The 16556-nt window shown below is 66.6% G+C and carries 12 protein-coding genes; 10 read left to right on the plus strand and 2 right to left on the minus strand.

Going from position 1 to position 16556, the window contains the following annotated elements; genetic code table 11:
* Positions 1–140: 140 nt before the first annotated feature.
* Positions 141–2114 (plus strand): LTA synthase family protein, encoded by a 1974-nt coding sequence (locus ACQ5SA_RS15905; protein WP_499314907.1) that lies wholly within the window; start codon positions 141–143, stop codon positions 2112–2114.
* Positions 2115–2241: 127 nt separating this feature from the next.
* Here ACQ5SA_RS15905 and ACQ5SA_RS15910 read toward each other — a convergent pair whose 3' ends face one another.
* Positions 2242–3180 carry a carbohydrate kinase family protein gene (locus tag ACQ5SA_RS15910; RefSeq protein ID WP_499314909.1) on the minus strand — a complete coding sequence of 313 codons (939 nt, stop codon included), beginning with the start codon at positions 3178–3180 and terminating at the stop codon, positions 2242–2244.
* A gap of 282 nt (positions 3181–3462) precedes the next feature.
* Here ACQ5SA_RS15910 and ACQ5SA_RS15915 point away from each other — a divergent pair, with 282 nt between their 5' ends.
* From ACQ5SA_RS15915 to rodA (ACQ5SA_RS15935), 5 genes are all read left to right on the plus strand, one after another.
* Positions 3463–4509 carry a rod shape-determining protein gene (locus ACQ5SA_RS15915; RefSeq protein ID WP_025877255.1) on the plus strand — a complete coding sequence of 349 codons (1047 nt, stop codon included), beginning with the start codon at positions 3463–3465 and terminating at the stop codon, positions 4507–4509.
* A 121-nt stretch (positions 4510–4630) separates the two neighbouring features.
* Entirely contained in the window at positions 4631–5722 is a 1092-nt protein-coding gene (gene mreC, locus ACQ5SA_RS15920; RefSeq protein WP_230112570.1) for a rod shape-determining protein MreC, read from the plus strand.
* On the plus strand, positions 5719–6204 hold the full coding sequence (gene mreD / locus ACQ5SA_RS15925) for a rod shape-determining protein MreD (RefSeq protein WP_089236951.1): 486 nt from the start codon (positions 5719–5721) through the stop codon (positions 6202–6204). The genes mreC and mreD overlap by 4 nt, the downstream gene beginning before the upstream one ends.
* A gap of 3 nt (positions 6205–6207) precedes the next feature.
* On the plus strand, positions 6208–8286 hold the full coding sequence (gene mrdA / locus ACQ5SA_RS15930) for a penicillin-binding protein 2 (RefSeq protein ID WP_499314911.1): 2079 nt from the start codon (positions 6208–6210) through the stop codon (positions 8284–8286).
* A complete protein-coding gene (gene rodA / locus ACQ5SA_RS15935; RefSeq protein ID WP_230112572.1) occupies positions 8283–9395 on the plus strand; it encodes a rod shape-determining protein RodA in 1113 nt (370 codons plus the stop codon). The genes mrdA and rodA (ACQ5SA_RS15935) overlap by 4 nt, the downstream gene beginning before the upstream one ends.
* 250 nt (positions 9396–9645) lie before the next feature.
* Here rodA (ACQ5SA_RS15935) and ACQ5SA_RS15940 read toward each other — a convergent pair whose 3' ends face one another.
* Complete coding sequence (locus ACQ5SA_RS15940; protein ID WP_499314912.1) at positions 9646–10056, minus strand: hypothetical protein; 411 nt, start codon at positions 10054–10056, stop codon at positions 9646–9648.
* A 418-nt stretch (positions 10057–10474) separates the two neighbouring features.
* Between ACQ5SA_RS15940 and rodA (ACQ5SA_RS15945) the strand changes: the two genes are divergently transcribed.
* The 4 genes from rodA (ACQ5SA_RS15945) (at position 10475) to ACQ5SA_RS15960 (ending at position 16227) form a co-directional block, all read left to right on the plus strand.
* Entirely contained in the window at positions 10475–11551 is a 1077-nt protein-coding gene (rodA, locus tag ACQ5SA_RS15945; RefSeq protein ID WP_230113391.1) for a rod shape-determining protein RodA, read from the plus strand.
* 969 nt (positions 11552–12520) lie between these two features.
* Positions 12521–13666 carry a lytic murein transglycosylase B gene (gene mltB / locus ACQ5SA_RS15950; protein ID WP_230113386.1) on the plus strand — a complete coding sequence of 382 codons (1146 nt, stop codon included), beginning with the start codon at positions 12521–12523 and terminating at the stop codon, positions 13664–13666.
* Positions 13663–14907 (plus strand): septal ring lytic transglycosylase RlpA family protein, encoded by a 1245-nt coding sequence (locus tag ACQ5SA_RS15955; protein WP_499314913.1) that lies wholly within the window; start codon positions 13663–13665, stop codon positions 14905–14907. Before mltB ends, ACQ5SA_RS15955 begins: the two co-directional genes overlap by 4 nt.
* A gap of 102 nt (positions 14908–15009) precedes the next feature.
* Positions 15010–16227 (plus strand): D-alanyl-D-alanine carboxypeptidase family protein, encoded by a 1218-nt coding sequence (locus tag ACQ5SA_RS15960; RefSeq protein ID WP_499314914.1) that lies wholly within the window; start codon positions 15010–15012, stop codon positions 16225–16227.
* Positions 16228–16556: the final 329 nt, after the last annotated feature.

Below are 16556 nucleotides of genomic sequence, written 5' to 3' on the forward strand. Positions count from 1 at the left end.
TCGAAGCCGCGGTGGGCGTTGAAGGTGCCGGCGGGTGGTTTCGCTGCGCTGGTGGTTGTGTCGGGTAACACGTTGTCCGGTGTGGCCCGCTGCCAAGGATGGGGCATGGGTGTCCTTGGCTCCATTTCTGGATTCCTTTCATGCTCCGAGCTGTGTGGGTGTCGCTGTACCGGCGTCTGTGTCCGATTGCCGCCTTCTTCCTGTTTGGCCTGGTCGCCCTGTCGTTGTCGCGACTGGGGTTGGCGCTGTGGCATGCCGCGCGCGTCAGTGCCGCTGAGGGCTGGGCCACGGTGTTCCTGCAGGGGCTGCGGGTGGATGTGTCGACCCTGTGCCTGCTGTACGGCATCCCGGCGGTGCTGGCGCTGCTGTTGCCGGTCGACGGACGCCTGGGCCGTGCCTGGCGGCAGGTGCTGCGGTGGTGGCTGATCCTGGCCAGCGTGCTGCTGGTGTTCATGGAGCTGGCCACACCAAGCTTCATGGCCGAGTACGGCCTGCGCCCCAATCGCCTGTTCCTGGAATATCTGATCTATCCCGAAGAAGTCGGGATGACGCTGCTGCGCGGCCATCTGTTGGCCGTGGTGATTGAAGTCACCGCGGTGATCGTGCTGTTCTGGGCGCTGCTGCGTGGGTCGCGGCGCTGGGTCGGGAGCAGCCCAACGGTCGCAGTCGAAGCCGGATGGCTGTGGCGGCTGCCGTTGGCGTTCCTGGTGCTGCTGCTGGCGGCGCTGGGCGTGCGTTCCAGCCTGGGTCATCGGCCCTTGAACCCGGCACTGGTGGCGTTCTCCACCGACCCGACCATCAACGCCTTGCCGCTGAACTCGCTGTACACCGTCGGCTATGCCGCGCGGCAGCTGGCGACCCGCAGCGAAACCTCGCGCGTCTATGGTGACCTGCCGCTGGCCGAGGTGGTCAGCGAGCTGCGCGCCAGCAGCGGCCTGCCGGCATCGGCGTATGTCTCCGACGCGTTGCCGAGCCTGGCGCTGCGTCCGCCGCAGTACCAGGGCAAGCCGCGCAATCTGGTGATCGTGCTGGAAGAAAGCCTGGGCGCGCAGTTCATCGGCAGTCTCGGCGGGCGGCCGTTGTCGCCCAACTACGACCGGCTGAGCAGACAGGGCTGGGCGTTCGAGCGTCTGTATGCGACCGGCACGCGTTCGGTACGCGGCATCGAGGCGGTACTGACCGGGTTCCCGCCGACGCCGGCCGAATCGGTGGTCAAGCTGCCCGCCAGCCGCCAGCGCTTTTTCACCCTGGCCGATGTGCTGGGGCGGCATGGCTACGACACCGGCTTCTATTACGGCGGCGAAAGCCACTTCGACAACATGCGCGAGTTCTTCCTCGCCAACGGCTTCAACCGCATCGTGGACCGCAAGGATTACCGCAAGCCGGCATTTGTCGGCTCCTGGGGTGCGTCGGATGAAGACCTGTTCGGCCAGGCCGACCAGCAGTTCCGGCAGCTGAAAGCGCAGGGCAAGCCGTTCTTCGGCCTGGTGTTCACCTCCAGCAACCACGATCCGTTCGAGTTCCCGGACGGCCGCATCGACCTGTACGAGCAGCCGAAACAGACCCGCGACAACGCTGCCAAGTACGCCGACTACGCGCTGGGCGAGTTCTTCCGCAAGGTGATGGCCTCACCGTACTGGGAGGACACCGTGTTCCTGGTGGTGGCTGACCATGATTCGCGGGTGTTCGGCAAGAACATGGTGCCGATCGGCAACTTCCATATTCCCGGGTTGATCCTCGGCGGCGGCATCGAGGCGCGCCGCGATACCCGCATCGTCAGTCAGATCGATCTGCCGCCGACCCTGCTGTCGCTGCTGGGCATTGCCGATCCGACCCCGACGGTGGGACAGGACCTGACCGACCTGCAGCGGCTGCAGCCGGGACGCGCGCTGATGCAGTACGACCGCAATCTGGCGTGGATGGAGGGCAACGATGTGGCCATCCTGCAGCCGGACAAGCCCGCGCAGGGCTTCCGCTACGACCCGGCCAGCGACCAGTTGCAGCCGCAGCCGCTGCGGCCGGAACTGGCACGGCGCGCACATGCCTACGCGATGTGGGGCACGCTGGCCTATGAAAAAGAGCTGTACCGCTTGCCGGAGAAGGCCAAGCCCTGAGCTGGAAGGGCAGGGCGGTGCGGTGCCGGCCGCTGGCCGGCAGTGTCGACCAAGGTCGACACCTACCAGAGGCGTTCCCCACAACGCATCGGGCGAAAAGCTCCCGTCAGTTGCGCGGGCAGTTTGGTTACACGCTCAGCGCGTAACCAAACTGCTGCTTGAACTGCTCGTTGAACTCATCGAAGGTGAAGCGCTGGTTCTGGGTGCCCGGGTGCTCGACCTTCAGTGCGCCCATCAGGTTGCCCATGCGGCCGATGGTCAGCCAGTCGAAGCCCTTCTGGATGCCGTAGATCAGGCCGGCGCGGAAGGCGTCGCCACAGCCGGTCGGGTCGACCACGCGGCGCTCGTGCGCCGGCGGGATGTCGTAGGTCTTTTCCGGGGTGTGGATCACCGCGCCCTTCGGGCCGCGGGTGGTGATGTAGGCCTTGACCCGGCTGACGATCTCTTTTTCGTTCCAGCCGGTGCGTTCCTGCAGCAGGTTCGACTCATAGTCGTTGACCACCACGTAATCGGCCTGCTCGATGAACTCGCGCAGTTCCGGGCCGTTGAACAGCGGCATCGCCTGGCCCGGATCGAAGATGAACGGCACGCCGTCTTCGTGGAATTCCAGTGCGTTCTGGATCATGCCTTCGCGGCCGTCCGGGCCGACCAGGCCCAGGCTGACGTCCGGCACGTCGCGCACGTGGTTCTCATAGGAACGCATCATCGCGCCCGGGTGGAAGGCGGTGATCTGGTTGTTGTCGTGGTCGGTGGTGATGAACGCCTGCGGGGTGAACAGCTCATCGATCACGCGCACGCGGGTGAGGTCGATGCCCAGGGCATCGAAGTGCTCGCGGTACGGGCCGAAGTCCGAACCCACCGTGCCCATCGGGATCGGGTCGCCACCCAGCAGGTGCAGGTTGTAGGCGATGTTGCCGGCGCAGCCGCCGAACTCGCGGCGCATGCGCGGCACCAGGAACGACACGTTCAGGATGTGCACCTTGTCCGGCAGGATGTGATTCTTGAACTGGTCCGGGAACACCATGATGGTGTCGAAGGCAAGAGAACCACAGATCAGAGCGGACATCGATGTAAGCCTATGCGGTGAATTTTGGGATGGGCCGGCCCACTTCGGCAGGCAAGCAAACGGCGCCCTTGGGCGCCCGACGGCGCAAAGGTTACCCGCTGGTGCCGCTCAGGGCCAGAACCGGGTGATGCCCGATCAGGCCGAAAGCCTGTGAAGGCGCGGGTTCAGCTAGTTTTCTCCTTGCTCGGCGGCAGGCAGGTTGCTAGGCTTGTCGACCTCGATTTCTGCCCATTTTTTCGCCATCCCGCGTTGGGCGCGACACCCCTCAGGATCAACTCCCAGATGTTCAAGAAACTGCGCGGCATGTTCTCCAATGACCTGTCCATCGACCTGGGCACGGCCAACACCCTCATCTATGTGCGTGGGCAGGGAATCGTGCTGAACGAGCCGTCCGTGGTCGCTGTGCGCCAGGATCGCGCCATTGGTGGTACCCGGTCGGTGGCAGCCGTTGGCGCCGAGGCCAAGCAGATGCTCGGCCGTACCCCGGGCCACATCACCACCATCCGCCCGATGAAAGACGGCGTCATCGCCGATTTCACCTACACCGAAGCGATGCTCAAGCACTTCATCAAGAAGGTGCACAAGTCGCGCTTCCTGCGCCCGAGCCCGCGCGTGCTGGTCTGCGTTCCGGCCGGCTCGACCCAGGTCGAGCGCCGCGCCATCAAGGAATCGGCCGAGGAAGCCGGCGCCCGTGACGTGTTCCTGATCGAAGAGCCGATGGCCGCCGCGATCGGCGCCGGCATGCCGGTCACCGAGGCCCGTGGCTCGATGGTCATCGACATCGGCGGCGGCACCACGGAAGTGGCGGTGATCTCGCTCAACGGCATCGTCTATTCCGCCTCGGTACGCATCGGCGGCGACCGCTTCGACGAATCGATCACCAACTACGTGCGCCGCAACCACGGCATGCTGATCGGTGAAGCCACCGCTGAGCGCATCAAGGTCGAACTGGGCTGTGCCTACCCGCAGGCGGAAGCGATCGAGATGGAAATCTCCGGCCGCAACCTCGCCGAGGGCGTGCCGAAGATGATCAAGATCAGCTCCAACGAAGTGCTTGAAGCGCTGCACGAGCCGCTGTCGGGCATTGTCAGTGCGGTCAAGCTGGCACTGGAACAGACCCCGCCGGAACTGTGCGCCGACGTCGCCGAGCGCGGCATCGTGCTGACCGGTGGTGGTGCCCTGCTGCGCGACATGGACCGCCTGATTTCCGAGGAGACCGGTCTGCACGTGCAGGTAGCTGACGACCCGCTGACCTGCGTGGCCCGCGGTGGCGGTCGTGCGCTGGAACTGGTCGACATGCACGGCAACGAGTTCTTTGCGCCGGAATAAGCCGTCCCGGCTGCCTGCGCCCGCAGCGCCCCTCCGGGGTGCGGCCCGCCACATCGGCGGGTCGGCACCGGCGGGGCGCCCGCGTGTTTCCCTTCCGCCTTCTGCCAGTTGAATCGCTGCCGTGCCGCCCTACGCCGGACCTCCCGTCGCTTCCCGATCCGGTGATGCCGCCAGCCCGCTGCGGCTGCTGGCCTATCTCGCACTGGCAATCACCTTGATCGTCCTCGACGACCAGGCCGGCTGGCTGGCGCGTCTGCGCGAGCAGGCCAACAGCCTGGTGCAGCCGGTGTGGGCTCTGGCTGGTCTGCCCGGCAAACTCGGTGGTCAGGTGCGCGACACCGCCGCCAGCCACGGCCAGCTGGTGACCGAGAATCGCGAGCTGCGCAACCAGCTGCTGCTGGCCAACGCGCGCCTGACCCGTCTGCAGACCGCCGCGCTGGACAACGCCCAGCTGCGCGAACTGTTGAATGTGGCCGAGCGCAGTGGCCTGGACGTACAGCTGGCGCCGATCCTGGACATCGACCTCGACCCGGTCAAACAGCGCCTGGTGCTGGACGCCGGCAGCCGCGAAGGCGTGCACGTCGGCCAGGCGGTGATCGATTCCGGCGGCCTGATGGGCCAGGTGATCAACGTGACCGCGGGCAGCTCCACCGTGCTGTTGCTGACCGACCCCGACCACGCGGTGCCGGTGACCGTGGCCCGCAACGGCGTGCGCCTGATCGTCTACGGCCGCGGCGACAAGCTGGAACTGCGCGACATCCCGCTCAGTGCCGGCGTGGAGGTGGGCGATGAGATCGTCACCTCCGGTCTTGGCGGTCGCTTCCCGGCGGGATTCCCGGTCGGCACCATCACCGGGCTGCGCCCGGACGACACCCATGCCTTCCTGGTGGGCGAATTGAAACCGGCCGCGCAGCTTGATCGCGGCCGCGACGTGCTTCTGCTGCGCCCCGGCGCAGCGATCCGCATCCCGCCGAACCTGCGCCTGCAGATGGAGCAGGGCGCTCCCGGTGGACCGGCCGATGCCACCGCGCTGCCGACCGGCACCGCGCCTGCAGCGACGCAGCCCACCCCGGTAGTGCCGGCCGCTGGCCGGCAGCCGTCCGCGTCTGCGACGAGGCCGGCTGCCCCCACACCTTCGGCGACGCAAACCTCTCCGGTAGTGCCGGCCGCTGGCCGGCAACCTCAGCCGGCCACACCGGAGGCGCAACCATGAGCCGCCTTCGCGACAACCGCTGGGTGCTGCCGGCAAGCGTGGTGGTGGCCCTGCTGCTGGGCCTGCTGCCGTTGCCGGCGCTGCTGCAGCCGCTGCGTCCGTATTGGCTGGCACTGGTGCTGGCGTACTGGGTGATCGAAGCGCCCGAGCGCGTCGGTCTCGGTATCGCCTTCGCCAGTGGCGTCGTCGCCGACCTCCTGTATGGCGGTGTGCTGGGCGAGCAGGCGCTGCGGCTGGTGATGCTGGCCTTCATCCTGCAGCGCTTCCGCGCGCGCATCCGCTTCTTCCCGATGTCGCAGCAGATGCTGGCCATCGGCGGCCTGCTGTTCAACGACCGCATCGTCAGCGCGCTGGTACACATCCTGGTAGGCGAGCCGACCCTGCCATGGTCGTACTGGTGGGCACCGCTGCTCGGCATGGGCCTGTGGCCGCTGGTGTTCGTGCTGCTGGACGCCGTGCGCTTCGGCAAGCGCGGGCGCTGAGCCATGCTGCCGCGCCGCCAGGTCAAGAATCCGCACGCCGAAGCCGAACAGTTCCGGCGCCGCGCGGCGTTGGGCTTCTTCGGCGTGCTGGTCTGCCTGCTGGGCCTGGGCGGCTGGTACTTCAAGCTGCAGGTGTTGGACCACGACATCTACGCCACCCGATCCGAAGCCAACCGCATCAAGCCGCGGCCGGTAGTGCCCGGGCGCGGCATGATCTATGACCGCAACGGTCGGTTGCTGGCCGAGAACGTGCCGGCGTTCCGCCTGGATGTCACCCCGGACAAGGTCAAGGACATGGATGCCACCCTGGAAGGGCTGGCGAAGATCATCCAGATCAGCCCGGAAGAGCTGGAGGCGTTCAACAAGTCGCGCAAGGCGCGCCGCAAGTTCCTGCCGGTCACGCTGAAGCTGCGCATGAGCGATGAGGAAATGGCGCGCTTCGCCGTGGACCGCTGGCGCTTTCCCGGCGTCGAGCTGGAACCGTACCTGACCCGTCGCTATCCCTATGGCGACCTGTTCGCGCACATCATCGGCTACGTCGGCCGGGTCGACGACAAGGATCTGGAGATCCTCGGCGAAGGCAATGCCGCGCTGACCCATATCGGCAAGTCCGGCCTGGAGCGTTATTACGAGCAGGAGCTGCGCGGCAAGGTCGGCTACGAGCAGGTCGAGACCAACGTGCAGGGCCGCGCGATCCGCACCATCGGCCGTGTCGCCGCACAATCCGGCGCCGACCTGAGGCTGTCGATCGACGCCGACCTGCAGCGGGCGATGGTGGCTGCCTTCGGTGAGCAGGAAGGCTCGGCGGTGGCGATGGATCCGCGTACCGGTGAAGTGCTGGCGATGGTCAGCCTGCCGTCCTACGACCCGAACCTGTTCGTCAACGGCATCTCGCATGCGGATTTCAAGGCGCTGAACGACAACCCGTCGCGCCCGCAGTTCAATCGCCTGGTGCTCGGTGGCGTCGCTCCCGGTTCGACCCTGAAGCCGTTGATCGGCCTGGCCGGTCTCGATTCGGGCGTTCGCCGCCCGGAAGACAAGGTGCTGTCGACCGGCATGTTCTATCTGCCGGGCACCTCGCGTGGCTGGGGTGACTCGCACCGCGGTGGTCACGGCTGGACCGATCTGCGCAAGTCCATCGCGCAGTCGGTCAATACGTACTACTACCGGCTGGCATTGGACCTGGGCATCGAGCGGTTCGACCATTACATGGAGTACTACGGCTTCGGCCAGCCGACCGGCATCGATCTGACCGGCGAGATTTCCGGCATCCTGCCGTCGCCGGCCTACAAGCGGAAAAGCCGCAAGGAAGCCTGGTATCCCGGCGACACGGTGAACATCAGTATCGGCCAGGGCGATTGGAAGGTCACGCCCCTGCAGCTGGCCCGTGGTGTCAGCGGCCTGGCCAATGGCCAGCTGCGCACGCCGCATCTGGTGATGCAGCAGCGTGCAGGTTTCGACAGTGACTGGGTGCAGACGGAGCCCGGCCAGAGCAAGCCGGTCAGCCCCAACCCGAACAACCTGCAGGCGGTGCGCGAAGGCATGATGGCCACCATGCTTCCCGGCGGCAGCGCAGCACGCATGGCCGCCGGTGCGCCGTACACGATGGCCGGCAAGACCGGTACCGCGCAGGTCGTCAGCCGCAAGGGCACGGCCGCGGTCAATCCAAGAAGCCTGCCGATGCACCTGCGCCACCGTGCGCTGTTCGTCGGCTTCGCGCCGGCCGAGCAGCCGGTGATCGCGCTGGCCATCGCCGTGGAAGGTGGCGGTTACGGCGGCGCGGCGGCCGCACCGATCGCGCGCAAGATCTTCGATGCCTGGTTGTTGGGCAAGATGCCTGAAGGCATGCAGCCGCTGGACAGCGAGCGCGGTACCACCGCCATCGGCGCCACTGCCTTCGACAACGAAGACGTGGGCGCACGCCAGGCCGGCGATATCGCTGCCGCACAGTTGGCCGAGCATCCGGTGCTGATCGGTGTTCCTGCGCCGGAGCCTCTGCCGGCACCTGCACCCGGTGCGCCTTCTGCGGCAACCCTGCCGGCCGGCACGCGCCCGACCCCCGGTGCGGAGGCTGCGCGATGAAGGAGTTCCTGCGCTGGGCCGCCGAAATGCTGCAGCGGTTCTTCAGCAGCCTGGACTGGGTGTTGTGCCTGGCGCTGGGCGCGCTGATGGTGATCGGCCTGGCGACGTTGAAGAGTGCTGGCGGCGATGGCCTGGTGATGGCGCAGGGCGTGCGTTTTGCCGTGGGCCTGGCGGCGATGTGGGGCATTTCGCGGGTGCCGATCCTGCGCATCCGCTCGGCCACGCCACTGATCTACGCCATCTCGATGATTCCGCTGCTGGCAGTGTTCGCGCTGGGCACGGGCAAGTACGGCCGGCAGTGGCTGGACCTGAAGTTCTTCTACCTGCAGCCGGCCGAACTGCTCAAGGTCAGCCTGCCGATGATGGTGGCCTGGTACCTGCACAAAATGCCGTTGCCACCGCGCTTCAACACGGTGCTGGTGGCGATGGTGATCATCGGCGTGCCGACCGGGCTGGTGATGCTGCAGCCGGACTTCGGCACCGGGGTGCTGATCGCCGCCAGTGGTGTGTTCGTGCTGCTGCTGGCCGGCCTGCCGTGGTGGTGGGTGGGGCTGGGCGTGGGCGGTGTGGCCGCGGTGGCACCCGTCGCCTGGTTCTGGTTGCTGCGGCCGTACCAGAAGGACCGCATCATGATGTTCCTGGACCCGGAGATGGACGCGCTGGGCGCGGGCTGGAACATCATCCAGTCGAAGATCGCCATTGGTTCAGGCGGTTTCGATGGCAAGGGCTGGGGCGAAGGCTCGCAGTCGCACCTGAATTTCATTCCCGAGCAGACCACGGACTTCGCGTTCTCGGTGCTGAGCGAGGAGTTCGGCTGGATCGGCGTGGCGCTGGTGCTGACGCTGTATCTGGTGGTGATCGGGCGCTGCCTGTGGATCGCCAGCCAGTCGCGCGATTCGTACTCGCGCCTGCTGGCCGGTGCCACGGGTCTGGCGTTCTTCGTCTATGTGCTGGTGAACGGCGGGATGATCTCGGGCCTGCTGCCGGTGGTGGGTGTGCCGATGCCGCTGATCAGTTACGGCGGTACGTCGGCGGTGTCGTTGCTGGCGGGGTTCGGGTTGGTGATGGCGGTGCGGCGGCACAATCCGGTGCATGGCGGTTACGGGTAGTTTCCAGCCATCGGCGCAGCCCCTCGTGGGTGGGCGCTGAAAGCAGCAGCCGTGGTTGGCCGGGCGGGGTGGACTGCGCAGGGGGCGCTGCAAGTACGTCCATGTAAGCTCGGTCGCCGCATCCATGCGGCTCACGCCCCTGCGCAGTCCACCCCGCCCGGCCTCTGACAGTTTCCTGCGGTGGCCACCCACGCAAAGAGAAAAACAGAGCAGAAGCGGGTCGCTTCGCTCTTTGACAGGCGCGTGCGCATTACGCGGCCTGTAGCTGCACGTCCACGTATTCCGACAGGCCTCGGCAGGCCAGCAGCAGACCTTCGCGGGCGTCGTCACCCAGTTGCTGCGCGTCGTCGCCGTCCACGCGTACGCGTTCGCTGGCGTGCAGCAGTTCCAGCAGAAAGGTCAGCCCGGAATTGGCGCGGTCGATGCGTGCCATCGCCATGCACTGCGCCTGCGTTCGTCCCTTGTGTGGCCACGGCTGACCATCTGCTGCTTCCACTTGGCGGATGCGCTGCAGGCAGTCCAGCAGGGTAGGGCCGTCGGGCGCGTTGGCGGCCTGCGTTGCGGTGAGCGTGGTTTCCAGCGCGCGGGCGATGTCGTCCGGCAGCTGGTGGGCGGCTTCGCCCAGCGTGGCGAACAGGTATGGGTAGGTGGAAGCAGACATGGCGGCATCCTTGTGCGGTAGGCAAGGGCCACCCCGCGTGGATGCGAGGGTGGCGGACGATGCGTGGCTCCAATACCGGGGACAGACAGTTCCGGCGGGCACATGGCCCTCCACGCACCGCCCGCCAAAGACGCACGGACGGATTGCCAGCCGACGCCACCCAACAAGGAAAGGGCGACGCCGGCCGGCAAGCGTAAACAACTGTCTGTCCTTCGGGATTGGAGTCCCGTGCCACCTGTTGTCGGTGGCGCTACATGATGTGCACGGGAACCCTCGCCGTTCCAATCAGAATTGTTTGAAACCCGGAAAATGCAGATGCCAAAGGCACTCATCACGCTAGGTGTCGATAGCGACAAACAGCGCTGACAGCTTCGCGAAAGCGGCGGTTGCTACCGTGCCACGGGTGAAATGGAAACGAATGCTTGGCGGCTGCCGCGAGGCGGTGCGCACGATCGATCTGCCGTTGCTGGTCGCGTTGTTGATCCTGATGGGCGTGGGCCTGGCGGTGCTGCACAGCGTGAACGGCCCGGTGGCGGGGCAGGCGATGCGCTTTGCGATGGGCCTGGTAGCGATGTGGCTGTTGTCGCGGGTCTCGCTGCTGCGCCTGCGCGCGTGGACGCCTGCCATCTATGCGTTGTCGATGCTGCCGCTGATGGCGGTGTATGTGATCGGCACCGGCAAATACGGGCAACGCTGGCTCAACCTGGGCGTGTTCTATCTGCAACCTTCGGAGCTGCTCAAACTCAGCCTGCCGTTGATGATGGCCTGGTATCTGCACCGTCAGCCGCTGCCGCCATCGCCGCGCACGGTGCTGACGGCAGCGGTGCTGATCGGGGTGCCAGCGGTGCTGATCCTGATGCAGCCCAACCTCGGTACTGCCACTCTGGTGACGGCCAGCGGCGTGTTTGCGTTGCTGCTGGCTGGGCTACAGTGGCGCTGGGTGGTGGCCGGCTTGACTGCGGTATCGGTGGCTGCGCCGCTGGCGTGGTTCGGGCTGCTGCGGCAGTACCAGAAGAATCGTGTGCTGACCTTCCTGGATCCGGCCGCCGATCCCTTGGGCACCGGTTGGAACATCCTGCAATCGCGCATCGCCATCGGCTCCGGTGGCATGCAGGGGCGTGGCTGGGGCCACGGCACACAGGCCACGTTGGATTTCCTGCCCGAGTACACCACCGATTTCGCGTTCTCGGTATTGGCCGAGGAATTCGGTTGGATTGGCGTGGTGACGGTGTTTGCCTTGTATCTGTTCGTGGTCGGGCGCTGCCTGTCGATCGCGGTGCAGGCACGCGATACGCACGCGCGGTTGTTGGCCGGCAGTCTGGGCCTGGCGTTCTTCGTGTACGTGCTGGTCAACGGCGGGATGATTTCCGGCCTGCTGCCGGTGGTGGGCATTCCGATGCCGCTGATCAGCTACGGCGGCACCTCGGCGGTGTCGTTGCTGGCTGGCATCGGCCTGGTGATGGCGGTGCGCGGGCATCGGCCGGTACACGCGTAGGTTTCCAGCCAACGGCGCAGCCCCTCGTGGGTGGCCGCTCAATGCGATTCATCGATTGGGCCGGGCGGGTGGGCTGTGCAGGGGGCGCCGTGAACCCATCCATGGGGGCTTGTCCGCGGCATCCATGCCGCAGACACCCCTGCGCAGCCCACCCGCCCGGCCCCTGACAGTTCCCGAGTACGTCCACCCACGCAAGAAGAAAGAGAAGATCAAAAGCAAAAGCCGCATGGCCGGTTGCCCGCGCTCGGCTCAGAGCGAAGCGACCCGCTGTTGCTCTTCTTTTTTCTTTTCCGTGGGTGGGCCGCGCGGAAATCTGTCAGCGGCCGGGCGGGGTGGGGCGGGCGGGGTATCCGCGCCATGGATGGCGTGGCTAAGCCCCCAGGGATGGGTTCACGGCGTCCCCGCCCGTCCTACCCCGCCCGGCCAGCCCTCCGGAAGCCAGCGCTTTACGCGACCAACCCAAACCCACGAGGGGCTGCGCCGTTCGCCGACCTTCGCCACCGATGCGCGCATGAATCTGCGCAAGCACGTTTCTGTAATCGTTCCCACACCCCCGCATAGCAGCATGGCCGCCGACGAAGTTCCATAAAAAGTGGGCGCCAATTCACATTTTGACGCCGCGTTGATCCTGATCAATGGACTTGTCGCAATCGGCCTGCACAATGGCGGCCCGTTCGGCATGGCGCGCCGTCTTTGATGCAGCGCGAGGGGCGTCGGATGGGAAAGCAGTACTGATCCAACAGGTACAAGGAGCGCGGAGCACTGCCACTGGGGAGCGGCAGCCGCGCAGGTACCGACCGGGTCCGGCGGCCGGTTGCGTCTGCGGGGATGGGGACGCAACCGGCAACCTCTGCCTGAATGGGGCAGGTCAATCACAACGCCTTCACATTTCGCGCTGAACGCGAGCAAATCGTTGTGATTCATGGTGTTAGGGGTTTTAATTCATCCATGACCTGCTAACCTGCGGTGATGATTCGACGTTCTCTGGCCTGCATGCTCACCCTCGGCCTGGTCGCCTGCGCGACCCAGCCGACGTCCCCACCGACTTCGCCCCAGGCCAGCAGTACGCCGCGCCACCCGGCGGCCAAGCCTCAGGGCCCGGCCGAAGCCGCGCCGGAAGCGGCAGCCGCTACGGCTGCGCCGGTCGATCTCACCCCGGTGCCGTTCGAAACCGCGCGCGCCAGATTCATTGCCGACACCGCCAAGCGTTACGGCCTGAAGCCTGACGAGATCCGCAACGTGCTCGACCAGGCGCAGGTGCGCCAGCCGATCATCGCCGCCATGTCGCGGCCGGCCGAGCGGGTCAAGCCGTGGAACGAATACCGGCCGATGTTCATCAGCAAGGCGCGTATCGATGGCGGCAAGGCGTTTCTTGCCCAGCATCGCGCTGAACTGGACCGTGTGCAGCAGCGCACCGGTGTACCGGCTGAAGTGATCGTGGCGATCATCGGCGTGGAAACCAGCTACGGAAAGAATGCCGGCAGCCATCGCGTGCTCGACGCGCTGTATACGCTGGCCTTCTATTACCCGCGCAGTGGCGACCCGGCCAAGCTGGAACGCGAAGTGCGCCGCGAGCTGTTCTTCCGCGATGAACTGGCCAAGCTGTTCGAGCTCGGCCGCGAGGAAAAGCTGGACATCACCACGCTCAAAGGCAGCTATGCCGGCGCGATGGGCATGGGCCAGTTCATGCCGTCCAGCTATCTGGATTACGCGGTGGATGGCAATGGCGATGGTCGCCGTGACCTCTTCACCAGCTACGACGACGTGTTCTCCTCCATCGCCAATTACTTCGTAAAGAAGGGCGGTTGGGTACGTGGCGGTCAGGTCGCCGTGCCTGCCACGCTGGCCGCTGGCCGCGAAGAATTCAATCCGACCGAGTGGATGCCCACCTGGTCGCTGGCCGATCTGGCCCAGCGCGGCTACCAGCCGAGCGCACCGGTGCAGCCGGGTGCCACCGCCACCCCCATCACCCTTGAAGGCAGCGCCGGCAAGCAGTACTGGCTGGGCTTCCAGAACTATTACGCGATCACCCGTTACAACCTCTCGAAGATGTACGCGATGGCCGTGTTCCAGTTGTCGCAGGCCATTGCCGGACAGGAGCTGCCCCCGGCATGAACATCAGATGGCTGGTCCCTGGATTGATCATCCTCGCGCTGGCCGCCTGCAGCAGCGCGCCGAAGAAGCCGGCGACTGCCGGCCATGGCGGCAAGCCGTCCGGCACGGTGGTGCAGGGCAAGGGCGGGCGTCCGGCGCATTGTCCGGAGGGCTCGCCGTACGCGGCCGCCACCGAGGACATGTCGACCCGTGGCAACTACACCGCCGGCGGCCTGTACAAGCCCGGCGTGAAAGACACCACGCCCAGTTACGTGCCCAACGTAGCCTGCATTCCCGAGCCGCTGGTCACCAATGAAGACCGCTCGGCGATCGGCAACAAATCGCCCTATGTGGTGCTGGGCAAGCAGTACAAGGTGCTCGACGACACCCGCAACTACGTCGAGCGTGGCACTGCTTCGTACTACGGCGCCAAGTTCCATGGCCGCCTGACCTCGAACCGCGAGGTCTACGACATGTATCAGTTCACCGCTGCACACAAGACCTTGCCGCTGCCCAGCTTCGCCCGCGTGACCAACCTGGACAACGGCGAATCGGTGATCGTGCGCGTCAATGATCGTGGTCCGTTCCACGATGGTCGCGTGGTCGATCTCAGCTATGCCGCCGCTGTGCGCCTGGGCATCACCCAGCGCGGCACCGGCAACGTGGAAGTGCGCGCGGTGCAACCGGGTGAAACCAACCTGATGGCGCAGAAGCCGTCGCGCCGCGAGCGCCGTGCTGCTGAAGCGGCTGCGGCCACCGCTGCCGTCGCCAGCGCGCGCCCGGTACCCGCCGCACGTGCGGTCGCCGACAGTGACATCGATCGCCTGGTCAACCGCTTGCCTGCCGATGGAGCGCCGACGCGAGGCCAACCTGCCACCACCCAGGCCGCCGTCAGCACGATGCCGGAGGTGGCGGTCAGCAGCCTGCCGCCCAGTGCGCCCGCGCCGCGTCCCGCCGCGCCGGTCGTGGCCGCCGCCGTGCCACGCAGCCCAGCCCCGACCAGCAGCCCCAGCCTGTCGCAGAAGGTGGTGGGCGCGGTGATGCTGCAGGTCGCCAGCTTCTCCAACCGCGACAACGCCAACCGGGCGATGGGCCAGCTCAACGCCGCCGGCATCGTCGGTGCCACCATCAGCGACATCGCTGCCGGTGGTCGTACCCTGTGGCGCCTGCGTGTACCCGCCAGCGACCATGCCAGCGCTGCGGAACTTGCCGGGCGCATCTCGGGTCTGGGCTTTGGCTCGCCACAGATCGTCAAGGACTGATTCCGCCCGGGCCGGTGCTGCCGGCCCTTGCCACCCCGGCCTTACAATGGCCACCTTGTCCCATCCTTCATTTTCCGGCCGTCCCCTGGAGCCTGCTGTCCCATGAATTTCCGTTCCGCCGCCACTGCCCTGGCCGCCACCCTGGTGGTGGGCCTGGCCTCCGCCCAGACGCCGCTGCCGACCCCGGCCACCCCGACGCCTGCCGCTGCTGCTGCCCCCGCCACCGTGGCCACGCCGCCGGCGCCCGCACCCCGCGTGTCCAAGGCCTGGGTGCTGATGGACTACGCCACCGGCCAGGTACTGGCAGGTGAGAACGTCAATGAACAGCTGGCCCCGGCCAGCATCACCAAGGTGATGACGTCCTACGTGATCGCCGCCGAGGTCAAGAACGGCAAGGTCCGTCCCGACGACCAGGTGATGATGAGCGAGCGCGCCTGGCGCGAAGGTGGCGCCGGCACCGACGGCAGCTACAGCGGCTTCCCGGTCAACCAGACTGCACGCCTGGAAGACATGGAAAAGGGCATGGCGATCCAGTCCGGCAATGACGCCGCGATCGCCCTGGCCGAGCACGTGGCCGGCAGCGAAGAAGCCTTCGCTTCGCTGATGAACAGCTACGCCGCCAAGATCGGCATGAAGAACTCGCACTTCGTGAACGCCCACGGCCTGACCGCCCCGGGCCATCACAGCAGCGCCTACGACCTGGCCCTGCTGGGCCGCGCGATGGTGCGCGATTACCCGGAAACCTACGCGTACAACAAGATCAAGGAATTCCAGGTCGGCACCATCAAGCAGCCGAACCGCAACCTGCTGCTGTGGCGCGATGGCAGCGTGGACGGCATCAAGACCGGCCACACGTCCGAGGCCGGCTACTGCCTGATGAGCTCGGCCCAGCGCGGTGACCAGCGTCTGGTCGCGGTGGTGCTGGGCGGCGAGTCGGAAAAGCAGCGCGCCGATGACAGCCTGGCCCTGTTGAACTGGGGCTTCCGCTTCTTCGAAACCCACCGCCTGTACGAGCCGGGCAAGGCCGTGGCCGAGCACAAGGTCTGGAAGGGCACCACCGACAAGGTGCAGCTGGGCGTGGCCCAGCCGATGCTGGTCAGCGTGCCGCGCGGTCGCTACAACGACCTGAAGCCGAGCATCGACGTGCCCAAGACCCTGGAAGCACCGTTCACCGCCGGCCAGCAGATCGGCACCGTCAAGGTCACCCTGGATGGCAAGCTGGTGGCCGAAGCGCCGCTGGTGGCGGTGGCTGCCGTCGAGCAGGCCGGCTTCTTCAAGCGCCTGTGGGACAGCTTCTGGATGTGGTGGGAATCGGAATGATCCGCAGCGTGCTGCGGTGAACGGAAAAGGCCGGCGAATGCCGGCCTTTTCTGTTTCGGGAGCCGACTCCGCATGAATCCTGCCGGCTCCTCATGACCCCGACCGGATGCGGGTAGTGCTGGCCGCTGGCCGGCTCCTCACGACTCCGCCCGATGCGGGTAGTGCCGGCCGCTGGCCGGCTCCTCATGAACCCATCCGATGTGGGTAGTGCCGGCCGCTGGCCGGCTCCTCATGAACCCATCCGATGTGGGTAGTGCCGGCCGCTGGCCGGCTCCTCATGAACCCATCCGATGTGGGTAGTGCCGGCCGCTGGCCGGCTCCTCATGAAC

The sequence above is a fragment of the Stenotrophomonas indicatrix genome (genome assembly GCF_050573115.1).
Taxonomy (GTDB): domain Bacteria; phylum Pseudomonadota; class Gammaproteobacteria; order Xanthomonadales; family Xanthomonadaceae; genus Stenotrophomonas; species Stenotrophomonas lactitubi_A.

What these genes read in the sequence shown, in the direction of transcription:
- ACQ5SA_RS15905 (WP_499314907.1), top strand. Translation starts at nt 141, where the DNA reads ATGCTCCGAGCTGTGTGGGTGTCGCTGTACCGGCGTCTGTGTCCGATT.
- ACQ5SA_RS15910 (WP_499314909.1), bottom strand. Translation starts at nt 3,180, where the DNA reads ATGTCCGCTCTGATCTGTGGTTCTCTTGCCTTCGACACCATCATGGTG.
- ACQ5SA_RS15915 (WP_025877255.1), top strand. Translation starts at nt 3,463, where the DNA reads ATGTTCAAGAAACTGCGCGGCATGTTCTCCAATGACCTGTCCATCGAC.
- mreD (WP_089236951.1), top strand. Translation starts at nt 5,719, where the DNA reads ATGAGCCGCCTTCGCGACAACCGCTGGGTGCTGCCGGCAAGCGTGGTG.
- mrdA (WP_499314911.1), top strand. Translation starts at nt 6,208, where the DNA reads ATGCTGCCGCGCCGCCAGGTCAAGAATCCGCACGCCGAAGCCGAACAG.
- rodA (WP_230112572.1), top strand. Translation starts at nt 8,283, where the DNA reads ATGAAGGAGTTCCTGCGCTGGGCCGCCGAAATGCTGCAGCGGTTCTTC.
- ACQ5SA_RS15940 (WP_499314912.1), bottom strand. Translation starts at nt 10,056, where the DNA reads ATGTCTGCTTCCACCTACCCATACCTGTTCGCCACGCTGGGCGAAGCC.
- rodA (WP_230113391.1), top strand. Translation starts at nt 10,475, where the DNA reads ATGCTTGGCGGCTGCCGCGAGGCGGTGCGCACGATCGATCTGCCGTTG.
- mltB (WP_230113386.1), top strand. Translation starts at nt 12,521, where the DNA reads ATGATTCGACGTTCTCTGGCCTGCATGCTCACCCTCGGCCTGGTCGCC.
- ACQ5SA_RS15955 (WP_499314913.1), top strand. Translation starts at nt 13,663, where the DNA reads ATGAACATCAGATGGCTGGTCCCTGGATTGATCATCCTCGCGCTGGCC.
- ACQ5SA_RS15960 (WP_499314914.1), top strand. Translation starts at nt 15,010, where the DNA reads ATGAATTTCCGTTCCGCCGCCACTGCCCTGGCCGCCACCCTGGTGGTG.